The 19,859-nt window shown below is 31.2% G+C and carries 21 protein-coding genes; all 21 read right to left on the minus strand.

What is annotated here, in order from left to right; all coding sequences use genetic code 11:
* Positions 1–164: 164 nt before the first annotated feature.
* The 21 genes from FEU33_RS07360 to FEU33_RS07450 all read right to left on the minus strand — a co-directional run bounded on the left by FEU33_RS07360 (position 165) and on the right by FEU33_RS07450 (position 19,858).
* Positions 165–374, minus strand: a complete 210-nt coding sequence (locus FEU33_RS07360) for a DUF5776 domain-containing protein (RefSeq protein WP_280524838.1) — start codon at positions 372–374, stop codon at positions 165–167.
* A 339-nt stretch (positions 375–713) separates the two neighbouring features.
* Positions 714–1,454, minus strand: coding sequence for a fibronectin type III domain-containing protein (locus FEU33_RS07365; RefSeq protein ID WP_146548755.1), 741 nt, complete (start codon positions 1,452–1,454; stop codon positions 714–716).
* A gap of 184 nt (positions 1,455–1,638) precedes the next feature.
* Complete coding sequence (locus FEU33_RS18750; RefSeq protein ID WP_186731416.1) at positions 1,639–1,842, minus strand: DUF5316 family protein; 204 nt, start codon at positions 1,840–1,842, stop codon at positions 1,639–1,641.
* Positions 1,843–1,872: 30 nt separating this feature from the next.
* Positions 1,873–2,625: a hypothetical protein gene (locus tag FEU33_RS07370; protein WP_146548756.1), complete on the minus strand. Its 753-nt coding sequence runs from the start codon at positions 2,623–2,625 to the stop codon at positions 1,873–1,875.
* Positions 2,626–2,996: 371 nt separating this feature from the next.
* Complete coding sequence (locus FEU33_RS07375) at positions 2,997–3,938, minus strand: DUF5776 domain-containing protein (protein WP_146548757.1); 942 nt, start codon at positions 3,936–3,938, stop codon at positions 2,997–2,999.
* A gap of 74 nt (positions 3,939–4,012) precedes the next feature.
* Positions 4,013–4,405: a phage holin family protein gene (locus FEU33_RS07380; protein ID WP_146548758.1), complete on the minus strand. Its 393-nt coding sequence runs from the start codon at positions 4,403–4,405 to the stop codon at positions 4,013–4,015.
* Positions 4,406–4,616: 211 nt separating this feature from the next.
* Positions 4,617–5,675 carry a hypothetical protein gene (locus FEU33_RS07385; RefSeq protein ID WP_146548759.1) on the minus strand — a complete coding sequence of 353 codons (1,059 nt, stop codon included), beginning with the start codon at positions 5,673–5,675 and terminating at the stop codon, positions 4,617–4,619.
* Between the two features lie 151 nt (positions 5,676–5,826).
* Positions 5,827–7,341: a hypothetical protein gene (locus FEU33_RS07390; RefSeq protein WP_146548760.1), complete on the minus strand. Its 1,515-nt coding sequence runs from the start codon at positions 7,339–7,341 to the stop codon at positions 5,827–5,829.
* A gap of 80 nt (positions 7,342–7,421) precedes the next feature.
* Positions 7,422–8,903 (minus strand): phage baseplate protein, encoded by a 1,482-nt coding sequence (locus FEU33_RS07395; protein WP_146548761.1) that lies wholly within the window; start codon positions 8,901–8,903, stop codon positions 7,422–7,424.
* Positions 8,885–9,760 (minus strand): phage tail spike protein, encoded by an 876-nt coding sequence (locus FEU33_RS07400; RefSeq protein WP_146548762.1) that lies wholly within the window; start codon positions 9,758–9,760, stop codon positions 8,885–8,887. Before FEU33_RS07400 ends, FEU33_RS07395 begins: the two co-directional genes overlap by 19 nt.
* A gap of 9 nt (positions 9,761–9,769) precedes the next feature.
* On the minus strand, positions 9,770–11,470 hold the full coding sequence (locus FEU33_RS07405; protein ID WP_146548763.1) for a distal tail protein Dit: 1,701 nt from the start codon (positions 11,468–11,470) through the stop codon (positions 9,770–9,772).
* A 113-nt stretch (positions 11,471–11,583) separates the two neighbouring features.
* Complete coding sequence (locus FEU33_RS07410; protein WP_146548764.1) at positions 11,584–15,111, minus strand: phage tail tape measure protein; 3,528 nt, start codon at positions 15,109–15,111, stop codon at positions 11,584–11,586.
* Between the two features lie 232 nt (positions 15,112–15,343).
* Positions 15,344–15,649, minus strand: coding sequence for a phage tail assembly chaperone G (gene gpG / locus FEU33_RS07415; protein ID WP_146548765.1), 306 nt, complete (start codon positions 15,647–15,649; stop codon positions 15,344–15,346).
* Between the two features lie 61 nt (positions 15,650–15,710).
* Positions 15,711–16,289 (minus strand): major tail protein, encoded by a 579-nt coding sequence (locus tag FEU33_RS07420; protein ID WP_146548766.1) that lies wholly within the window; start codon positions 16,287–16,289, stop codon positions 15,711–15,713.
* Between the two features lie 15 nt (positions 16,290–16,304).
* Positions 16,305–16,673 (minus strand): DUF3168 domain-containing protein, encoded by a 369-nt coding sequence (locus FEU33_RS07425; RefSeq protein ID WP_146548767.1) that lies wholly within the window; start codon positions 16,671–16,673, stop codon positions 16,305–16,307.
* A complete protein-coding gene (locus FEU33_RS07430) occupies positions 16,670–17,071 on the minus strand; it encodes an HK97 gp10 family phage protein (protein ID WP_146548768.1) in 402 nt (133 codons plus the stop codon). The genes FEU33_RS07425 and FEU33_RS07430 overlap by 4 nt, the downstream gene beginning before the upstream one ends.
* Entirely contained in the window at positions 17,068–17,460 is a 393-nt protein-coding gene (locus FEU33_RS07435; protein ID WP_146548769.1) for a phage head-tail adapter protein, read from the minus strand. Before FEU33_RS07435 ends, FEU33_RS07430 begins: the two co-directional genes overlap by 4 nt.
* Positions 17,444–17,749: a phage gp6-like head-tail connector protein gene (locus FEU33_RS07440; RefSeq protein WP_186731348.1), complete on the minus strand. Its 306-nt coding sequence runs from the start codon at positions 17,747–17,749 to the stop codon at positions 17,444–17,446. The genes FEU33_RS07435 and FEU33_RS07440 overlap by 17 nt, the downstream gene beginning before the upstream one ends.
* 9 nt (positions 17,750–17,758) lie before the next feature.
* Positions 17,759–17,917: a hypothetical protein gene (locus FEU33_RS18755; protein WP_186731349.1), complete on the minus strand. Its 159-nt coding sequence runs from the start codon at positions 17,915–17,917 to the stop codon at positions 17,759–17,761.
* Between the two features lie 14 nt (positions 17,918–17,931).
* A complete protein-coding gene (locus tag FEU33_RS07445; protein WP_146548770.1) occupies positions 17,932–19,080 on the minus strand; it encodes a phage major capsid protein in 1,149 nt (382 codons plus the stop codon).
* Between the two features lie 19 nt (positions 19,081–19,099).
* The gene (locus FEU33_RS07450) at positions 19,100–19,858 is read right to left on the minus strand and encodes a head maturation protease, ClpP-related (protein WP_146548771.1); all 759 of its coding nucleotides are present in this window, start codon (positions 19,856–19,858) and stop codon (positions 19,100–19,102) included.
* Position 19,859: the final 1 nt, after the last annotated feature.

The following is a 19,859-nucleotide window of genomic DNA, read 5'->3' on the forward strand; positions in this document are numbered from 1 at the left end:
CGGATTTGATTTTGGTTCTAATATGATTAAATAATAGTATCTGAACAGGTACGTTTTTGGTAATAATTATAAACTTAATAGTGCATTTGATAATTAATATTAATAATATATAACACTATATAATATAGTTTTTAATTATTACCATTATCATACCTGTTGAAATATTACACTTTCTTCACATACGACTTATTAGCACTAATCCAATATCCACTAGCAACTTTTAATCTAGTTGTACCTGCCTTTGATTTACCTGTTTTTACAATAGTGAATACTGTACCTTCTGGATATGCTATCCCTGATTTAGTATGATCATTAAACTCTACAGAAGTGTATAAGTTGCAACTTTTAAGCAATTTAACCTTCTTAGGATTCATAGTGTAGTATTCATCTTTCCCCACTTGCGGTCAATTAGAGCAACTATAAAATTAAGTGAGCGCAAAATTGCTTTGTCGTAAATAGGACGGTACATAAATGTGCTGTCGTAAAAAGTTACGAGTCCTAGCTTTTTATACGTTATCAATCAAATTAGGGTAGTGGTTTATTCTAAGAACCGTTCATACTAATTGTATGTGTGGTTTTTTCATCATCTGTAATAGCGATTCTCTTAACTTCCATTTTCGCACGTTCAATATTTAACATTTACATTCGCCTTTCCTTATCCTTATAAAGGATAATAAAAGCACATCACATTAGTGACATGCTGAAAATGTTAATTATTGTTGAATTTCAGTTTCTATATATAATGAATTTTCAAAAGTATTTGCGAAATGTCTAAATAATTTTCCAGAATAATTATAATCAAATACCATAGTACTATCTTTATCATACCATGTAGGATCACCTTTAACTTTGAATAAAACCATCTCTGACTTATCTGGTTCTATAATTATTGATTTAGGATAAGTTATTTTATCATCTATTATTTTTACTAATGTTAGACTTCTAGTAAAACTTGAATAATCACTATCTACTAAATATCCAGTTTCTTGAATTTCTATCTTTTTACTACTCTTATTCTTTATAAAAATTCCTACACTTTTTACATTACTTCTTGCTTCAGTAGTCATAAATGTATATAGATTTTGTTCAGTCTTTACTTGAGTTCTTATAGTAATAGTTTTTGAATACTTACTGTAAGTCGTTTTATTTTTCTTTTTTATATAACTTTTTACTTTATAAGAATATTCTGTATCTGGTTCTAAATTAGAATGTATTATTGAATTATGCTTAGTGGTGTATTCTTTTACAAACTTACCATCGTCATTTTTTAAATATAATACGTATCCAGTTACACCTTTTACTTTATTCCATGTTAAAGTATTTGAATATTCTTCTGAAGATGTTTCAAATTTACTAGGTGCTTTTACAGTTTTTGCATGTACTTCATCTCTACCAATACTTAATACTGAAACAAATAATATCATCGATAGTAGAATGGAAATTAATTTCTTCATATTATTTCCCTTTTCATAGTTATTTATATCTATTATAACAATATATTGCAAGGGAATAAATAGAAAACTAGTTTTTATAATTCTGTACAATAATGCTATGTAACAAAATGAAGAGTTAACCATATTGGCTAACCCATTCATTAGTTTATCCTTTATTCGAAGCTTTTATAGAAGCCAGCAACTATTATAAATACCACATTAAAGCTGCAATAATAAGCAAAATAACACCTATTGCTCCAAAGTATAAGCCTACTTTTTCTCGACTATTTCTATATTCTTTTGTTTCAGAGAAAAAATTTGCTCTTTGCTCAGATCCTGAAGTCCATGCTCCAATGCTTAATCCTGAAATGACAATACAAATAATTCCTATAATTACTAAATATCTAATAAAAACATCTCCTTACAATTGACCTTTTAATTAAAGATTTCCCGAATGATTATTAGATAATTTTAATGTCCAAGTAGAACCACTACCATGTTTCAAAGTTACTTGCGTGTTTACGCCCATATTATGCCCCACTTCCAATGATACATATCCCCATGAAGAAGGAGCATTATAGCTAAAAGTATTTGAGGAAGGTGTATATGTCTTACTTTGTGTTAAAGAAGGGAAACCACTAGTACCAATTACAACTTTTCTTTTTGATAAACTTACAGTTCTATCCTCAATTTTCCATCCACCTGTAACTTTTGTAACCTTACCTCTAGTTGTTCCACTAACAACTTTTGTTTTGTAATAGAATCTACTATAGGCTTGTACACTATATGATTTGTCCCATTTGCTTGTTCCCTGATCTATAGTAGATAATGTTGTGATAGCATCACTATGAGAAGCATCATCTAGAAGTATATTTTGAAATTTTGTGACCATTACAGTTTGTTCTTCAACTCCATCAACTTCTTCTTCATCTAAAATTTGTGCTGTTTCATATTCAGCTACTTTAGGTTCAGGCAATGAAGAGTTTATCGTATATTCAGCTATTTTATTTTCTGAAAAACTTAAATCAGGCTTTACTGTTTCCAAGTCTGAAACACCATTTATGGCATCTTTATAAGAATCTTCAATGCTCTTTTCCTTTGAAACTTCCTTGGCATACGAAACATCACTTTTGGTTGCCCCAATAAGACAAAAAACTGTTAATAAACATAACGACATTAAGATTTTCTTCATAAAAACACTTCTTTCTGTATTATTATTAATAATAATAGCATATTTTGTTTATAAATACAACAAATGGGTTAATATTGTTTTTTTAGTAAATATGAATATTATTTATATAAAATGCAAAAATCAATCTAATGATATATTTACGCACCATAAATGGGGTATCTTTGATCTGATGATCTTTATACAGAAATTTTCCTAATAGATACATTATATTACTATTTAAAAGTAACATATTTTGTTTTAAAAATAAACCAACTTTCCAAATAAAAGGATTTTATTAAAGCCAAGTCCCTTTATTTCCACACTCTTTAATTATATTAATTTAACTTAAATAATCCAAAATCGGATTCTGCTAAATTTTTTATTGAATCAATTCAGATTTTCCTTACATATTTCTTATTGGCACTAAGATAATATCCTGATTTTGTTTGAAGTCTTGGAGTACCTGCTTTAGACTTTTTAATTCCTGTAATAGTGAATATCGTATTTTTAGGATAATACATGCCAGTTTTATTCTTATTCGTAAATTCAACTGATTTATATAAATTGCAAGTCGTTAACAATTTCACTTTACCAGGATTAGATGTGTAATATTGCGATGAACTAGAAGTAACCTTTACAGCTTTCAATTTACTTAATAACGTTGTATTTTGACCAGATGTGCCTTTATAGTTAGAAATACTATATTTTTTAGCTAAACTTGCACGATTGCTAAATGATGAATTTAATCCATTTGATGTCATAAAGTCAATTAAAGAAACTGTATTTCTATTTTTTGTATATTTATAGCTTGTAGTGCTTGATGATTTACTTGTTGTTGAACTTGAAGTCTTAGTTGTTACAGGTGTATCAAATAATTTCTTTTCAGCCGTACGCCTATTCAACAAGCCTTTTTTATAAGTAGTATTTGTACCCCAATACACTAAAAAGTTATTAGAAATAGCACTAACACTCTTTGAATGATGTAATAGTTGATACAATCCATTATCATATGTAGATGATCCAAGACCACGATTATAAGCATAGGAAACTAATGCATCAAATTGATTTTGATTCACTTTAAATCCGAATTGTTGAAGTAATTTGTTTGTACCATTTACGAATCCAGCACAGTCTTCTTCAAACCATTTAATTGCTTGTGTTTTCGTAATTTTAGTTCCTACAGTAATACCTTTTTTCTTAGCTTCAGATAATGAGATGGTATGTCCTGCCCCAACAGTCATAACCCCATCATTTAGCTTGTACCATGTTAATTTAAATCCACCTTCATGTGAAGCGATAAAGTTAGCGCCATTATCAGATAATTTCATTGTCATTATATATCATTTCCTTTCTTGAATATAAAAAGGAGGGCGTATAGCCCCCTTTAGAATTTATAATATGTATTACATTACTTTTGATCATTCTCATCTCTTATGTTTATAAATTTCTCTTTAATTGCCTGTGGTAGAGGTACATTCATAGTTTCAAGGTTTTCTAACACACTAATTCCCTCTATAGCTATTAAATAATAAGCTACCATCGTTCTAAACACTGGTACTCCACCTACTAATAAATCCAGCATATTGGCAACGATTAACGCCACAAAATACATACATTTGCGTAGAACACCTTTAAAGCCTATACGACTAGATACTTTACCAGTAATCCAACCTTTCGCTATTCCAGTTATAAAATCAAAGGTCATTAACACAACTAAAATTGATAAACTAATATTCCAATCGCCTATCAGCCATGTCAATCCTGTGAGTGTTAATGCCCATATCCATGCTAATTTTTCCATTTATTCACCTTCTTCTTAAAACGCTAATTTGACGTGTTATGCTCTGTAACACCTTTTAAAATTGCATAATAAAAAGGACACCTATACAAGGCATCCTCTAATATTTATTAATCTATGCTTAGAAAATATCTAAGAGATTTATCTACTATTTTCGACAGAAAGGAAATATTTCCTGCTAAAAAATGCATACAAAGATTAAGAACTCATTCTATTATTTTAAATAATATTGCTTTTCGTTCTGAAGAAATTGAATCGCTTCTTCAAATGCAAGCAATACATACTTTCCGTTCATTTGTTCCAAATATATCTTTTTTTGATTATCATACCCTTTAAATTCTTTATTTTCTTCCCAAAGAACTTGAATAGAACCTAATTCGATACCTTCTTCAGGTATTTCTAAAGGAAAAGTTAATTTTGATTCAAAATGATTTCTATGCAACTGAATACATTTCATATCGTGTTTTATCAGATTATAAGCATGTCTTAAACCAAATAATAGTATTCCTTTTGAATCAACTTTTTTTCTATCAGTGTATCCAGGTGTATTATTCTTACAATGCCATTCATCCGTAGTGAGCACCCATAACAATAAGTTGCCTATCTCTAAGTATAGTTCTTTTTCTATCGCTCTGCTTAATGCATCCTTTAACCTTTCTAGCGACTTATCTATTGCATAATGATTGTACTCTAATCTTTTCATAGGATCTAAATTTTTATCTATAGTCATATTATCACTTGATCCATCCTTTTTTATCCCCATTTTCTTCTTAATCCTTTTTACTTCTTTAAATTTAACCTCTGAAATATCTTTAATAAAATCAATAACACCGTTTCTATTTTTAATCATGTATCCTCTTTTGCCACTATTTTTAATTAATTTCCACTCTAATTTTTCTTCTAAAACACTGTCAGCAAACAATATATAATAATCGTATTTAGGAATTAGAAAATAAACAATAACTCTTACAATAAGAAACCATGCAAGGGAAATTACAAAAACAGTAATAAGAAGGGCAATTATAAATATTTTTTCTGAAAGATGTTGAGCCATTTCTTTTGAAGGATTAATAATCAAAACTATGAGAAATGTAACGTAAGCTACGATAAAAATAAATAATTGGTTATAAAAGTTAATTAACTTAGAATTTAATATTTTCTCCAATGGATTGTTATCTGAGTTTTCAATCCAATTCTTAATAATAAACAATAAAAAACCTACTATTAAAACACTCCATTTATAGTTCTCTAGTAATTTCAAAAAATCAGCCACTGAATCACCCTCAATCAATAAAAATTTATATATTTATATCGGTATCAATAGTTAAAATTTACATAAAAAACATAAAAATGGTGCTACTCAATTGACCACGTTTTTCGATTCTGTTCCATTAAGCTACATAATTTTCATTCGTAATAGTTTTTTAAATTCCAATCGCAACCCACATTAAAACAGTATTTGTTGAATTAGTACGGGTAACAAAAATATCACATGCATCAACGGCAATATTTGAAGCACCACAACCAGTAACAGTTGTCCCCGGAACTGTTGTTTGTGCAGTCACCATTACAACAGGAGCAGAAGAATAAGTATGACCAAAAGAAATATTTTTTGATGTTGGTGTATTTGCCGTTGGTGAAATAGTAACTTTACCAGTTGTTATAATTGGAACTTGTTGGCGGTCACTGCCTAAAAATAATGAATTTGCAAATAAGGGCGCTAGTGCATTAGATTGATATTTTGTAATTTTTACACCATTGTCGTGTTGAATATAACCTCTATATGTTTTAGCACTATCATTGTCTTGTGCTTCACAGATACGGCCAACAAAGTTAGAGCCAAATTGCATATTATCAGTAACCATTAAAATAGGTGTTTGAAAACTCATATTTGTATTAAACAATCCAGTACCATCACGTGCGGGGTCTGCATTTTCTAAATTGCCGTCTTTTTCAATAACCTTCATTATACTAAATACATTTCCTTCGCTTGCAACAGCAAATGAATTTTCATCATAAATGTAATTACCTGTTTCAAAATCAGGTGTTGGATTTCTAAATTTCATTAAATAAGGAAAATATCCAGCATTAATTGTTTCTTTATAATCATTAGCATTTTCAGACCCAACAGTAACAAGTTTTGATGTAATATCACCTGAAAAATTACCTTTTTTAGCTTGAATAGTTCCATCAGATCCAACAACAAAATTATCATTAATATTGATAGAACCAGCTGTAACAGAGCCTAAATCAGTAGATAGAGCTGATAATTTACCAACGGAAAGAGTATTATAATCAAATTTCTTTTCTATCCATCCTGTATTAGACCAAATATAAACAGCGATTATTTTATTATTACTATCTATTTTGTACCAAATATCACCAGTTGCTAAAGGAGTGGGTTGCGCTTGTTGTGTGAAAACGGTTGTTTTAGATGTTGCAGTAGTCAAAGCATTAGTTGCTTTATTATTGGCATTTTCAGCAGTATTTACAGCATTTTCAGCATCAGTCGCAGCACTGGCAGCCTTATTATCAATAGTTGTATTGATTAAAGAATTTACAATATCACGTTTTGAATAATAAGTGATAAAAGCATTTCTAATAGTTGATAGATCAATTTCTGAAGTTGTAGACATATCTTTCAAAGGTGCATCAGTATTTTTGTAAAGAAGGTCATTCAATGTAAAATAGGCTGTTTTAAAATCAATAAAATCCTGTTCAGTTGTTAATGAATAATTTGTACATTGTTCAACTAAAGAATCGTGTTCAGGTACTAAATTTTGAAACTCATTATCTAATTGTTGCTTTTCAAAAGGTGTAATCATTCCATCATTATTTAAATCATCTAATAGTTTATTAGCCTTTTGAATATCATTAGAATTTTGTTTATTTATAATACCATTTTGTGTAAATGATATTTGATTTTTTGCGGCTATCATAAATTTTTTATCTCCTTTGAAATTTTAGTGTAGTTATAGGCAAAAAACCTACCTTTGTAAAAAGACAGGCTAAATTTTAATTAAGTTCTAAATGTTTCTCTTACTCTATATAAACAGTTATTTCGTCTTAATAATGCTTCATCATCATTTGTAAATGCAAAACCTTGTACAAGCCATTTTTGACCATTTAAATCATAATAACAACTTATTGTTTCGGCTTCATGATGGTCATCTTCAGGAACGATTGCATCCGTTGTAAATGTATAATTTATTTGATATACCACTGAAGAACTTCTTACATCAATACAATATAATACTGGTGTATCACCATTATTTGCAGTTCCATTAGTACCGCCAAAAGTTACATATAAATAAGGAAAATCTAATGTACTAGATTGATAAATTTGGTTTTCTTGAACTAAAAAATCTGAAGCATTAAGAATATATTTTGAAAGTAATCTTCCTTCATTTTCAATTTGTTCTTTTGTATTGATTCTAAATCTTATTGAATCTGCTGAACCATCTACAAATAAATAATAATTGTTTTTAAAATCAGCGTTAACACGTGCCATTGTTTCAGCAAGTTTCACAACAGATACATCATTAATATCAATCATTGTTTCAGCTCGATAGGGGAATTTACAAGCATAAGCAGTATCGTTATCAACGTCTTTTATTTGTGCGTAAACCATAACCTTATTATTTTCAATATTTAGGGCAAAGTGTGAACCATGACCACCGTTTTTAATTTCCATACGGTCAATTATTAAACCGTTCATTCCAGTGCGAGTAATAGAGTAGCTTTCACCTTTAGCAATGTCGGCAGCGGTTAATTTAGAACCTTCATAAATTTGTGACCAATAAATATTTTGATTTACTGGTTCAACAACTGCATATTGAACAACTTTCACATTTAAATCTTCAGTGTTTGAATTATTATTTTCTAATTTACTAAAGAAAAAAAAGTCTTGTTCTAATGCAAAGAATAAAGGTGTTTCTGCTGTTACAGTATCAACGGAACAAGTAATTGTATAGCCAGCTACTTCTTGACCAACTTCAATAACATTTCCAATACCGATATGTGCATTTTCCCATTCTTCGTTATGAACACCATTAACATCTGTCATTTGCCATACAAAAGAAGCTTGTTCTAAGTCATAAGTAATGTTTGTCATGCCATCATAAACACGTGCGATAATTGATTTTTTATCAGTCATATTTTCAAAATCTGTTCCCTCAGGTGTGAATAATTCAACTTTCCAAGATGAAGCCGCATTCGCTTTTTCTAAAGCCTGTGAAGCCAATGATTCAAGTGCCCAGATTGAAGAAGGCTTTACTACGTCTATTTCTATAAAGTCGCCAAAAACAACTTTATTAGCTATATAATCAGATTGTGAAATTTGTACTTCTATTGCACGTGCTTCAAGATATAATTCAGGTGACATTTCTGTATCAATAATATAAGCACTGTCACCAAGTTCAATATCTTCATCAATTAAAGCTACGTCAACAGTATATTCATAATGAGGATGATTATAAAATTCTAATTGTTTTTCCCCCAAGTCAAAAGGCCTGAAGGATTTAAAATACTTTCACGTGTAACAGCGCCTTCAAGATACTTATTACCAGCGTTATATAAATCATTCGCTTCATTATCTAGTAAAAATGTTTGTCCATTATTAACTGAAGCAATTGTTACTCTTTCGCTCTTTGAATTAGTACCACCATAAATATATAATTTTGTATATAATTCTAAATCTGATTTTTTGCGAGTAACACCAACTAAATTTCTACTATATTCAAAGCGAAAATCTTTATTTTCATCACCAAGTTTTTCAACAAAATTAATAATTTTGTCAACAATATAACCATTCTCTAATACAACATATGCTTCAACTTCACATTCAAAAATTTGAATAATTGAATCAATTGCAGCTTGTACAGTACCATCAGAAACCTCAAAAGACTTTTCTCCATTAAAATATGAATCTAAATCATTTAAACGCCATGAAGTGCCTTGTAAGGCATATAAAATGATGTCACTTACAAGTGAACCAGTAAAAGCTTTTGCTGCAACTTGCGTATGATAAAAATCCCAAATTGCTAAATTATAGCATGAAGCTTTTCTTGTATGAATTCCACCAGCAACAAGTTCATCCTCAATATCATCAATACGATAAATAAACCATTTTGAATTATCATCTGAAGGAGCTAGAATATGATTACCAATTTCAATTAAATCAACTTCATTCGTACCATATGGGACATTGATTTCTAATGTATCTGACCAAATTTTTTGAGAATCCTCAGCGATTTTTCGAGTAATTAAATCATTATAAAAAGGAGTTGCTGAACCTTCTAAAGAAAGAATTCCAGCAACTTTTAAATTAGTATCTAAAATATAATACATATATTTCATAACCCCCAATCAATATTTTGTTGGCACATAATCAACTTTTATCTCAGCTTCATCAGGAGAAGGAGAAAATGAAAATACTTTTGACGTACCACCAATAACTTTAAAAAATGTTGAACCAATATAAAAATTGTTCATGTATGGAACACCATTTCGATAAACACGACCATCTTCAGAATCAATTTTTATTTCTTCACCAGCATAAGCCACAATTTCAGGTTCATTATTAGCTTTATTACCGCCATCTATTAAGTTCCATACTTTAACATCACATAAAGCCATAGTATTAGGTGTATAATCAATGCCATTTAAATCTTCAGTAATGTCATATTTACTGATTACAAAAGCAATACCGCCTAATTGTTTATTTGAATATCCTTTAGTATCTGTATAAGTATAATTCTTTGTTTTTGACCAAGCATTTGAACCATTTTCATTTAATTTCATAAATGAGAAAGTATATTTATTCCCTACTTTTTCCAATTGAAGCCAACCATAAAAATCTGTATAAGTTGATTGATGAAAATCTGAATCTAGTTTCAATGTTTTATAAACATTTTCAGTAACTTTTGTCTTTTTCTTGTTCACTGTTTTTGTCACTGTTTTTGTACCAACTTTAACTTTTACTGTCTTCGTTGCTGAAGAAGTAGTTTTGTATTTTGATAATACAGCACCAGTTGAAGCATAAATTTCTTTACGGTTATCACTGTTATAACCAACATCACAAGCAATCATGACTTCACGTGTATTATCATTATCTTTTAACATCATTTTTCCAATTCGTGTACCATCAGTTGCTAAAAGATATACTTCAATTTTATTTTTTGCACGAAAAGTATGTTCAATGTTGTAAAGTCTTACACGAACTCTATAATCATCACAAGCTTGTGTAACCATTTGTCTTCGTGCTGCACCATGCCATTGTTTTGAAACATTACCACCAAAATAATCTTTTCCATCTTTTTGACCAATTCTTAAAGAATTTGCTGTTGAACGCATATCTGCAACAGAAGAAATATAAACATTTTCAGTTGAAAATGTCATAGTTTCTTGCGTTAATTTTGTCCAAGTGTCTAATGTGTTACATGCGTCATTTAAAATTTGTGGTTCTTTATTTACTATCGTTGTTTGAGATTCAGTATTTTCATCTTGCCCTAAAAAAACGTATGAACCACTATCATCTGAAATAGCAATATTTGTAACATCTGTATTTGGAATTATTGTAAATACTGGATATGTTGGTGCTTCTCCATCAGGTGTTAATTCATAAACATCTTCAGTAATGGTTTCACTTTGTTGTTCACCATAGGCAAAAGGCTTAGAACATGTAAAAGTTATAGTAAATGAAGAATAACTTGAAGTATTTGAAATACGCTCAGGTGTTGAAATGGCCGCAACATGTGCATGATAAGCATATTGTGGTTCATCAGAAAGAATTAAATCGAATTCATCATTAGAATCATCAAAAAATAAATTACCTAATTCATGAATCATTTCAGCACGTTCTTCTTCAGTTTCAGCTTTCATTACACAATCAATATCTATTTTTTTAGCACCATGAGAAGTACCATTGTAGATGTTACCAACCATTGCTGGTACTTCTTGTGCAATTTCTGAAATATCCCCTAAGATTCCTCTTTTGATTTCTTCAACAACTAAATTTAAATCATCAGAACTATTGAATCCACCATAGGTAAAAGTGATTTCTTTCATATAAACTTCCTTTCATACAGTTGAAAAACTCATAATGATTAAATGCCATGTAAATATTTGTGAATTTTTCAGCATTAAATTGATATTTCTATTAGAATTTAAAAGCTCATGAACTAAGTAAGTCCACGAGCCAATTTATAATTCATATTCTCTTTTTTCGTTAAGTTATCCATACTTTTTTTCAATTGTTTTCCGTCTAAATATGTATTATTATCCTTTGCTAGAATAGCTGATAATAGATGAATGATAGATTGATTTTGTTTAGCTAATATTTCTATTTGTTTATCATTTGTATTTGTTTGTGTAGTATGAGAATCACCTATAAAGCGATTCGCAACTTGTGCTAGTAATTGTAATGCTCTACTGCGTTTGCTTACATCCAGCGGAATAATAGCTTCTGGTTTATTGCCTTCACCAACCATTGCTAGATGCTGTTTTGTGATAATACCACCGTCCGCATATCCAACTCCTCGCCAAGCAGAAGTAAGCGAACCGTATCGACTTAATGAGTATCGAATAGCTGCAAGAATGTTTGACAATGGATCATAAATATTTTTATTATGCCCTGGTAATGCATAAGCTTTGAAGGTTGGATCGATAACTTGCATTAATCCTTTCGATGGAGTACCTTTTAACGCATTAATATCCCATAGATTTATCGCCTTTGGATTACCACCCGATTCTGTGGACATTTGCATTAATAACCTACTAAGATTAAGAGCGCTATATTGACCAGTCATTTTTAATGCTTTTGTTGCTATACCTTTCCACTGATTAACACCAGCCGATGACTTATATTTAATGTTTCCACCCATATCACTAGACTTGTCAAATAGCCAGCCAGAAGCTTTATCCACTACAGTATTGACTATCCCTTTAATCAAGGTAGGAGTGATGCCTGTTGTAAATTGAGCAGGGATTAAATTTCCAATTTTATTTTTCAAAAGTTTAGAGATATTTGTTTTACTGTCAACCCATTCCCATATTGATGTACCCCAGTCTTTAACTTTATTAAAAGCACTAGAAGCTAAAGATTTGGCATTAGACCATAGCTTTCCAATACCATTAGCATATCGAGGAATTAAACCGAGTTTCTTTGTATCTTCAGCATTTAAAACCTGTGCTCCTTTTGGTAGATTCATCACGACATTGCGTTCTTGTGGGATAAATGCTTGTCCATTTGGCATAGACACTAATTCACGATAATTTTTGCCTTTTGCATCATTAACCATTGCTAATCCGCCTGGATGTCCGTCTGTACCTTTTTCGTATCTAGCAAGCTTTAATTTTGGTATTCTCGTTTCAGCACCTACTCTTTTTAGTACCCAGTTGATGCCACTACCTACTTTATTAACACCCCATTCGACGCCTGAAATCATGCCGTTTAACATTTTCTTTGCACCTGATTTCATCGCACTCGAACCTTTGGAAATACCATTAGCCATTTTATTTGGCATATTTTTCACACTTTTAATCATACTAGACACTTTTTTAGAAACACTATCGCCCATACTTTTAAATATATTCGTTACTTTGGTCTTAATATTTCCAGCTTTATCTTTAATAATCTTATAACCATCACTAAACTTCTTCGTAACATATGACCACATTAATTTAATAGTGCCTTTAACACCTAACTTTTTAAGTACATGCCAAACTTTTACAATACCATTTTTCATTGTGTCTACCTTTTTGCGAAAAGCATCACTATGCCTGTATGCATATTTAAAGCCAGCTGATAGTAAAGAAATACCTGTGATAACCAATCCAATCGGTCCCGTTAATACTCGTAAAGCTGTTCCTAGTCCAATGCGTAAAAATGGAGCTAGTATTTTACCTACTTTGATAACTCCCCAAAAGCCTTTTGATAATAAGTTAAATCCACCAATAATTGCTTTTGTTCCAATGGATAATGTACCTTTAAATATCTTCCCTGTTGCACTGGCAATCTTTTTAAGAGTATCAAGAGATGGTGTTACTTTACCAATAACATTTTTAATACCTGTAAAAGTATTTTTCACTTTCGTACCTTTGTTTGGAATCTTATCAAATAAGTTAAAAACGATACGTAACGGTTTTAAAAATAAACTTAATGCCATTATTACAGGCCCCGTTCCTATACCAATACCGCCAATAGCAAGAGTCACTAACTTTCCTTTTTCACTCATGCCATCAAACCATTTTGTAACAGTTGCTATACCTTTTTCAACATGTGGAAGTGCTTTTTCTGCTAAATCTAATAACGAGTTACCTAAAGGCTCTAATGCTGTACCTGTAGAACGTAATACACCTTGAAAGCGTTGTCCAAATGATTTCTCACTATTATCATTCATTTTCTTCATTGTGTCATTGGTGCCTTCTAGCTTTTTATTAACAGTGTCCATAGATAAAACAACATCTGCACCTTGATCTTCCCATTTAGTACCGAAAAGAGCCTTACCTATTGTGTTAAATTCTTTATCAGGTAATGTTTTACGCATCTTTTCCAAGTCAGGAATTACTGCTTTATACAAATCGGATATAGTTGCTTTTCCATTTTGATAATCTTTGAATACTTTTTGAGTATCTTTAGACATAGATTTCATAGCACCCGTATAAGTTTTACTAGAATCCTCACTTTGTAACTTAAATTCCAACAAAGTATCATTCAATCTGTCTAGGTTATAACCTTTTTCAGCACCATTTGATAAAATAGCAAACATTTCTTTAGCAGAAAATCCAGCTTCTTTAAAGTTAATGGTGTATTCACTCATATTATCAAACATTTCATTTGAAAAGTTCATACCATTCTTAGCACCTTTAGCCATTAAATCAAATGATTGTTTGGCAGTAAGTCCATAATTCTGCATCAATGTATTACCTGCACGAGTAACTTCATTCACATCAGAATTGAACTCTTTTCCTAATGTGATAGCGCTTTTCGTTGCATAGCTTAAATCAACATCGTTTAAACCTTTCATATTCTGTTTTACTTGTACAATGGCATTCGTTATATCATCTAATGATTCACCAAATCCTTCAGAATAAAGCGTTTTTGCAGTTTTCTTTGCTTGTTCTAGCTGTTTAGTTGTTAAATCAAGAGCATTTTCGATATGTGTACCAGAAGTATCAAAGTCGCTGGCAACTTTACCAATAACAATACCAAGACCACCAATAGCAGGCGTAACTCGTGTGGTCATCGTTTTTCCTAACTCTTTTGTTTTATCGTTTAATTTACCAAAAGCAATCCCTAATTTGGAAGTTGCTTGTTCACCTTGATTGTGAAATCTATTTATTGCTATTTGAGTAGATTTTAATTGCTTTTCAAGGTTCGCTACTGCCGCAACTTGTTTGTTGAAATCAGTTGCTAACTTTTGTGCTTTTGCAGAAGATGCCCCACTGGCTGCTACTTCTTCATCATAGGCTTTTTTTAATTTATCAAGATATGCTTTATTAACTTGTAATTGTTTACCTAATCCATCATATTGTGCTTTTAACCTGCCTAATTTATCTCCAGCTGCATCATAAACAGCCATGTTTGCTTTCATTTCCGTCTGTGCTGCTTTAACTGCACGTTTAACAGAGGTCATTGAATTAGTAAATTTTGTAGAATTTAAATCCATTTCAATAACCATTTGACCAAGTGGTTTTTTATTCTCCATTTTTCTCACCACCCTACTTTTGCATTTAAAAAAAGACCCCCTTTAAGAGAGTCCATTCATATTTTTAAATCCGCTAAATCCATCCTTATATTTCCATTTGATTCATGATTCTTATCACCAAGAACACGCATCAAATGATAATAGTCTGCATTAGCTATATCATCATAGCTCCAACCTTGTTGCATTAAATTTAAAAATAGCTTATCTAAGTTATCTAATGCTTGTTGTGGAGTTAAACTTTTTCCGCCTGTTCTCGAATCGCTTGACGCTTTTTTTCATCGAATCCCATTACATCAAATACAATGCTTTCCAAAACATCAGAAATCTCATTTGATGGTGTTCCATCTATAATCTCATCCGCTGTAATTCCAAATATTGAAGCCGCATACTCAATTAATGCATTGACTTGTTCAAATTCAGATTCAAATGTTTTAGCCTGTAATTCTAATGCTTTTAACATATGTCTAGTTGATACAAATTCAACCTTATGTACTTTTGTTTCCTTAGTTTTTGGATCATAAATTTCAATTTTAATCATTTTATTGCCCCCATTATTTTAATCAATTAAAAAAGACTCCCATATAAGAGAGTCCATATATTTAGCCTTCTGGTAATGTTTCACCAGGAAATGCATATGCTCGTAACTTAGTGACTAAATCAGCACCAATTGCTTTACCAAGTGTTTCCCCATCTTTATTAGCTACACATGACATTGTCATCGTTTCTGGATCAGGCTCATAGGCTCCAGCTTCTTTTGTTTTGAATGCTACATCACCCATCGACATTTTACCCTTAAAAGCCGCTAACATAACAGGTTCTCCATTTTTATTCTCAGACTCTAGTAAAACTGCCATGTATGGTGGTTTAGAGTTCTTACCAACAAGTGTAAAACCATCTACATGTTTTGTATGACCTGCTGCACAATTCATCAAATCCTCTGGTAAATCTAAAATTGTAAAGTTGACAGACACATCGCCTGTTCCTTGTTGAGAAACATAATAAGCTACATCTGATCCAAATACTTTACTTGCTTCAGCGGACAATCCTGCAATAGTTGCTTCTCGTGTCGCGCCTTTGCCATCTACACCATCCACTGTAAAAATATTATCTTGTACTATTTGATCATTTTCATCTAATTGTGCAAAAGTAGCACGTTTAAATCCCACAATAATCCCCATTATTGAATCACCTCATTATAAAATCGCACTATATCTTCGTGCGTCTACATATCTTTTTGTGTCTTTAAAATACTCATCTAATCCATTAGGTAATTGTTCAAAACCTAATTTACGCATTTCTTGCCGAATAGCTTCAGCAATCAATTTAACTGTTTCATAATTTTGTCCTTGAACATCAATTTGATAGCTATATTCAAAAGCATGATTATCATTACTACCGTATACAGTAGGCGTTGGAATATCTAACGGATCAATAACAACAAATGGTTTCGCTGTATCTGCTGATTCTGGATACTCATACACTTTAATACGATTTTCGCAATAAGCTGCGATAATATCATTCGTTACTAATTTGTTATGTACTATTAATAACATATCTGTCATTGATTCTGTTTCAACTCCTTATATACACTGTCAAAATAAGCTTGTTGGCTATTATCTATAGCATGTTTTAAAGCACCATATCCTTTAGGTTTAATCTTTTTACCATTCTTGTCATATCCAAACTCATTCAAGTGAATAATTCGATAACGACCTTTCGGGCCATTCCAACCTAATTTAACAGACTTTTCGCCACCTCTTACACTTACTTTACTAATGACTATTTCTTCAATCGATGCACCAGTGTCTTTAAACTTTTCAAATTCTTTTACAACTTCTTTTTTAACTACTTCTGCACCTTTTTCTAATGCTTTATTAGTCACTTTAGATAGTTGACTTGATTTCATTTGCTTCTCTAATTCCTTTAATACTTCATCAAATCCGTTGAATTTAATACTCATTTATCTACCACCACCAATAATACGGTAATAAAATCGTTATTAGTTAGATTTGGACGAACATCAATCACACTGAAACGGTCATATACCATCACACCATCTACTAATTTTCCATACCTATAATCTTGTACTTCTGCATAATGTTCAGTAGATGGATAATACTCACCAAAGGTATCACGAATATTGATCGTTACTGACTTTTTCGCACCTGTACCATTTAATATTTCTAAGTCTTTCATTGATGCATTGTATGGCTCACCAAAACATGAATACACTTGCGTCAGTTCTGATTCAGTTGGGAATGGTGAATCGTCTGGTGCATACTCATAAAAAATTACTGGTGTACGTAACTCACCACTACCAATCTTATTCGAGTTAAATTGTGGTTTCATCTGCGTTCACCTCGTCACTTTCTGGCGTATAAAGTTCTAATGCTAATGATGTAATTTGACTAGCAAAATTATCGTTAAAAAATTCTAATGCATCATTATAAGCATAACGAGTTCGTTCAAATACTAACTCCTTTGCTCGTCTATTGACTTCAATATCAAATTGACCACATTTTTGTACAATATCATCACAAGAAAAGGACAATAACCTTTTTAGATTATCGTCCTCAATTGAATGTGATATTTTCATTCTCTGTTTAAATTCAGTCAGTAATTGATCAGTGATTTCCAATTGAATCACCTACTTTTCTTTATCTTCTACACGACTTAAATAAGAACTATCAAGATTAGATTCAACCTCTTTAGCTCTCTTTACAGTCATATCAACAATTTGATCTGCTTTATAAACATCTTTTGTATGTATATCTTTAAATACTTTTTCTATTTTATATTTTACCAATTAAATGACCTCCCTTAACCCTCTGGAACAGTTGTAGGAACATCAAGCGTATATATTACTGCTGCTTTATTATCTTCAGCTTTACCAAATGCGAATTGTTTAGCAGTATATAAGTTGCAATCTTCAAGTGCTAATGTTTGATCATATTTATTAATTTGAACACCACCGCCAATATAAGCATCATAACGATCATTTACAAATGCCAATAATTTATTTTGAGCAAGAAACTCAGATTCTACAATTCGTAAGTTGTAAGGTAATGCTGTTACATAAGTACCTGCCGCATTTAAGAATGTGTATTGCGCTTTAACGTCCCATGCATCAACAGGGTTTACAAGTAGTACAACTTTCCCTGAAATATTGACAGTTTTACCATTCGATTTAGTAGAAAGATATTTCATGACACTTGATAATTCTTTAACTGTAGTAGCTGAATCTTTAAAAGTAAGTGTACCGTTTGAAGCTTTGTCAGCATAACCATTTGTTGGATCAATAGCTGCTTCCAAATCTTTAATCAATCCAATTGGTTTATCTTTACCATTCCCGTTGATAAATACATCTTCAAAGCCTACTGCAAATGTTTCTACAATTTGAGTACGTACATATGCTTCAATCCACTCAGCTCCAAATTGATCTAAATCTTTTGGTAATACAATAAATGCAGTCGCTTTATATTGAGTAATATTTTCTTCACTAAATGCTGCATCCAATTGTCCTTGAATAGAGCCAAACATTTTACCCCATACAATCGCACCTGATTTTTCAGATTTAATTACTCTTGTTTGTAAACCAGCGTTTTGCAAATTGATTTCACGTAAGAATGGATGATCAGTTACTAAATCATCAAATACACGATTGATTGTAGTTTCAGGTAAAATTACTTCTGATTCAAAGCCACCTGAATGAACCACTTCATTGAAGAATTTACGTTCCTCAGAAGTTAAAACATTAGCTCCTCGTGCTGCTAATACCGATTGGTCAGTATTACTATTAGCGACTTGCTCAGTAATTTGAGTAGTCAATGAATCTACTAATGCATCTTGCATAGTATTCCATGCGATTTCTACTTGTTCACTTGTTGCTGTTTCATCTTTTGCAATTTGTGCGTATGCTTTCTTTGCTTCGTTATAAGCTTCTGTATGATTTTTTAATTTAATTACCATCAATAAATACCCCCATTAATTAAAAAATGAACCCATGTTTTTTAGCTTTCGCTTTAGGTTCATCCGTTTCCATATTTTCAATTTTATTTATAATACTTTCTTTTACTTTCTCAACAATATTATTCATTTGTTGTTCATCAAATTTGATATTGATAAATTTATCGTCTGATACATTTGCTTTCATGGCTTGACGTGCTTTATCAACTACCGCCATCGGTAAAATAGATGCTGAAACACTTGCAACTTTCGGTTCCTGATTTTCAAACATAACCGAATCGGCAAATCCATTTTCAACCGCTTGTTGAGCTGTAAAGTATGTTTCATTATTCATTAATTCTAATAATTCCTCATATGATTTACCTGTTTTAATCGCATAGGCATTAGCAATAGATTTATTATAATTCTCTAACACTCCTGCTTCATGTTTTAAACTTCTATAATCACCTGAAGCACCACCAGAAACATTATGTATCATCATTTGCGCTGTTGGACTAATTAAAACTTTATCACCTGCCATTGCTACAATTGATGCTGCACTTGCTGCCATACCAACTATTTTTACAGTTACATTACCTTTATAATCTTTTAAAGTCGTATAGATTTCAGAACCTGCTTCAACCATCCCACCTGGAGAGTTTATAACAACTTCAATATTTGAACCATCAGTAGGGAGTGTTTCTAAAATATCATTAGGACTTGCTGATTCTAGCCCATACCAGTCATAAACATCTTTATAGTCATTTGAAATGATAGTACCTTTTACATTAATAATCGTCATT

This window comes from Rummeliibacillus suwonensis (genome assembly GCF_007896435.1).
Classification (GTDB): domain Bacteria; phylum Bacillota; class Bacilli; order Bacillales_A; family Planococcaceae; genus Rummeliibacillus; species Rummeliibacillus suwonensis.

Excerpts from the sequence above, each read along its gene's own strand:
- FEU33_RS07365 (WP_146548755.1), bottom strand. The coding sequence starts at position 1,454 with ATGAAGAAATTAATTTCCATTCTACTATCGATGATATTATTTGTTTCA.
- FEU33_RS07435 (WP_146548769.1), bottom strand. The coding sequence starts at position 17,460 with ATGAAACCACAATTTAACTCGAATAAGATTGGTAGTGGTGAGTTACGT.
- FEU33_RS07390 (WP_146548760.1), bottom strand. The coding sequence starts at position 7,341 with ATGATAGCCGCAAAAAATCAAATATCATTTACACAAAATGGTATTATA.
- FEU33_RS07400 (WP_146548762.1), bottom strand. The coding sequence starts at position 9,760 with ATGAAATATATGTATTATATTTTAGATACTAATTTAAAAGTTGCTGGA.
- FEU33_RS07370 (WP_146548756.1), bottom strand. The coding sequence starts at position 2,625 with ATGAAGAAAATCTTAATGTCGTTATGTTTATTAACAGTTTTTTGTCTT.
- FEU33_RS07410 (WP_146548764.1), bottom strand. The coding sequence starts at position 15,111 with ATGGAGAATAAAAAACCACTTGGTCAAATGGTTATTGAAATGGATTTA.
- gpG (WP_146548765.1), bottom strand. The coding sequence starts at position 15,649 with ATGATTAAAATTGAAATTTATGATCCAAAAACTAAGGAAACAAAAGTA.
- FEU33_RS07425 (WP_146548767.1), bottom strand. The coding sequence starts at position 16,673 with ATGACAGATATGTTATTAATAGTACATAACAAATTAGTAACGAATGAT.
- FEU33_RS07430 (WP_146548768.1), bottom strand. The coding sequence starts at position 17,071 with ATGAGTATTAAATTCAACGGATTTGATGAAGTATTAAAGGAATTAGAG.
- FEU33_RS07375 (WP_146548757.1), bottom strand. The coding sequence starts at position 3,938 with ATGACAATGAAATTATCTGATAATGGCGCTAACTTTATCGCTTCACAT.
- FEU33_RS07405 (WP_146548763.1), bottom strand. The coding sequence starts at position 11,470 with ATGAAAGAAATCACTTTTACCTATGGTGGATTCAATAGTTCTGATGAT.
- FEU33_RS07420 (WP_146548766.1), bottom strand. The coding sequence starts at position 16,289 with ATGGGGATTATTGTGGGATTTAAACGTGCTACTTTTGCACAATTAGAT.
- FEU33_RS07445 (WP_146548770.1), bottom strand. The coding sequence starts at position 19,080 with ATGGTAATTAAATTAAAAAATCATACAGAAGCTTATAACGAAGCAAAG.
- FEU33_RS07450 (WP_146548771.1), bottom strand. The coding sequence starts at position 19,858 with ATGACGATTATTAATGTAAAAGGTACTATCATTTCAAATGACTATAAA.
- FEU33_RS07360 (WP_280524838.1), bottom strand. The coding sequence starts at position 374 with ATGAATCCTAAGAAGGTTAAATTGCTTAAAAGTTGCAACTTATACACT.
- FEU33_RS07380 (WP_146548758.1), bottom strand. The coding sequence starts at position 4,405 with ATGGAAAAATTAGCATGGATATGGGCATTAACACTCACAGGATTGACA.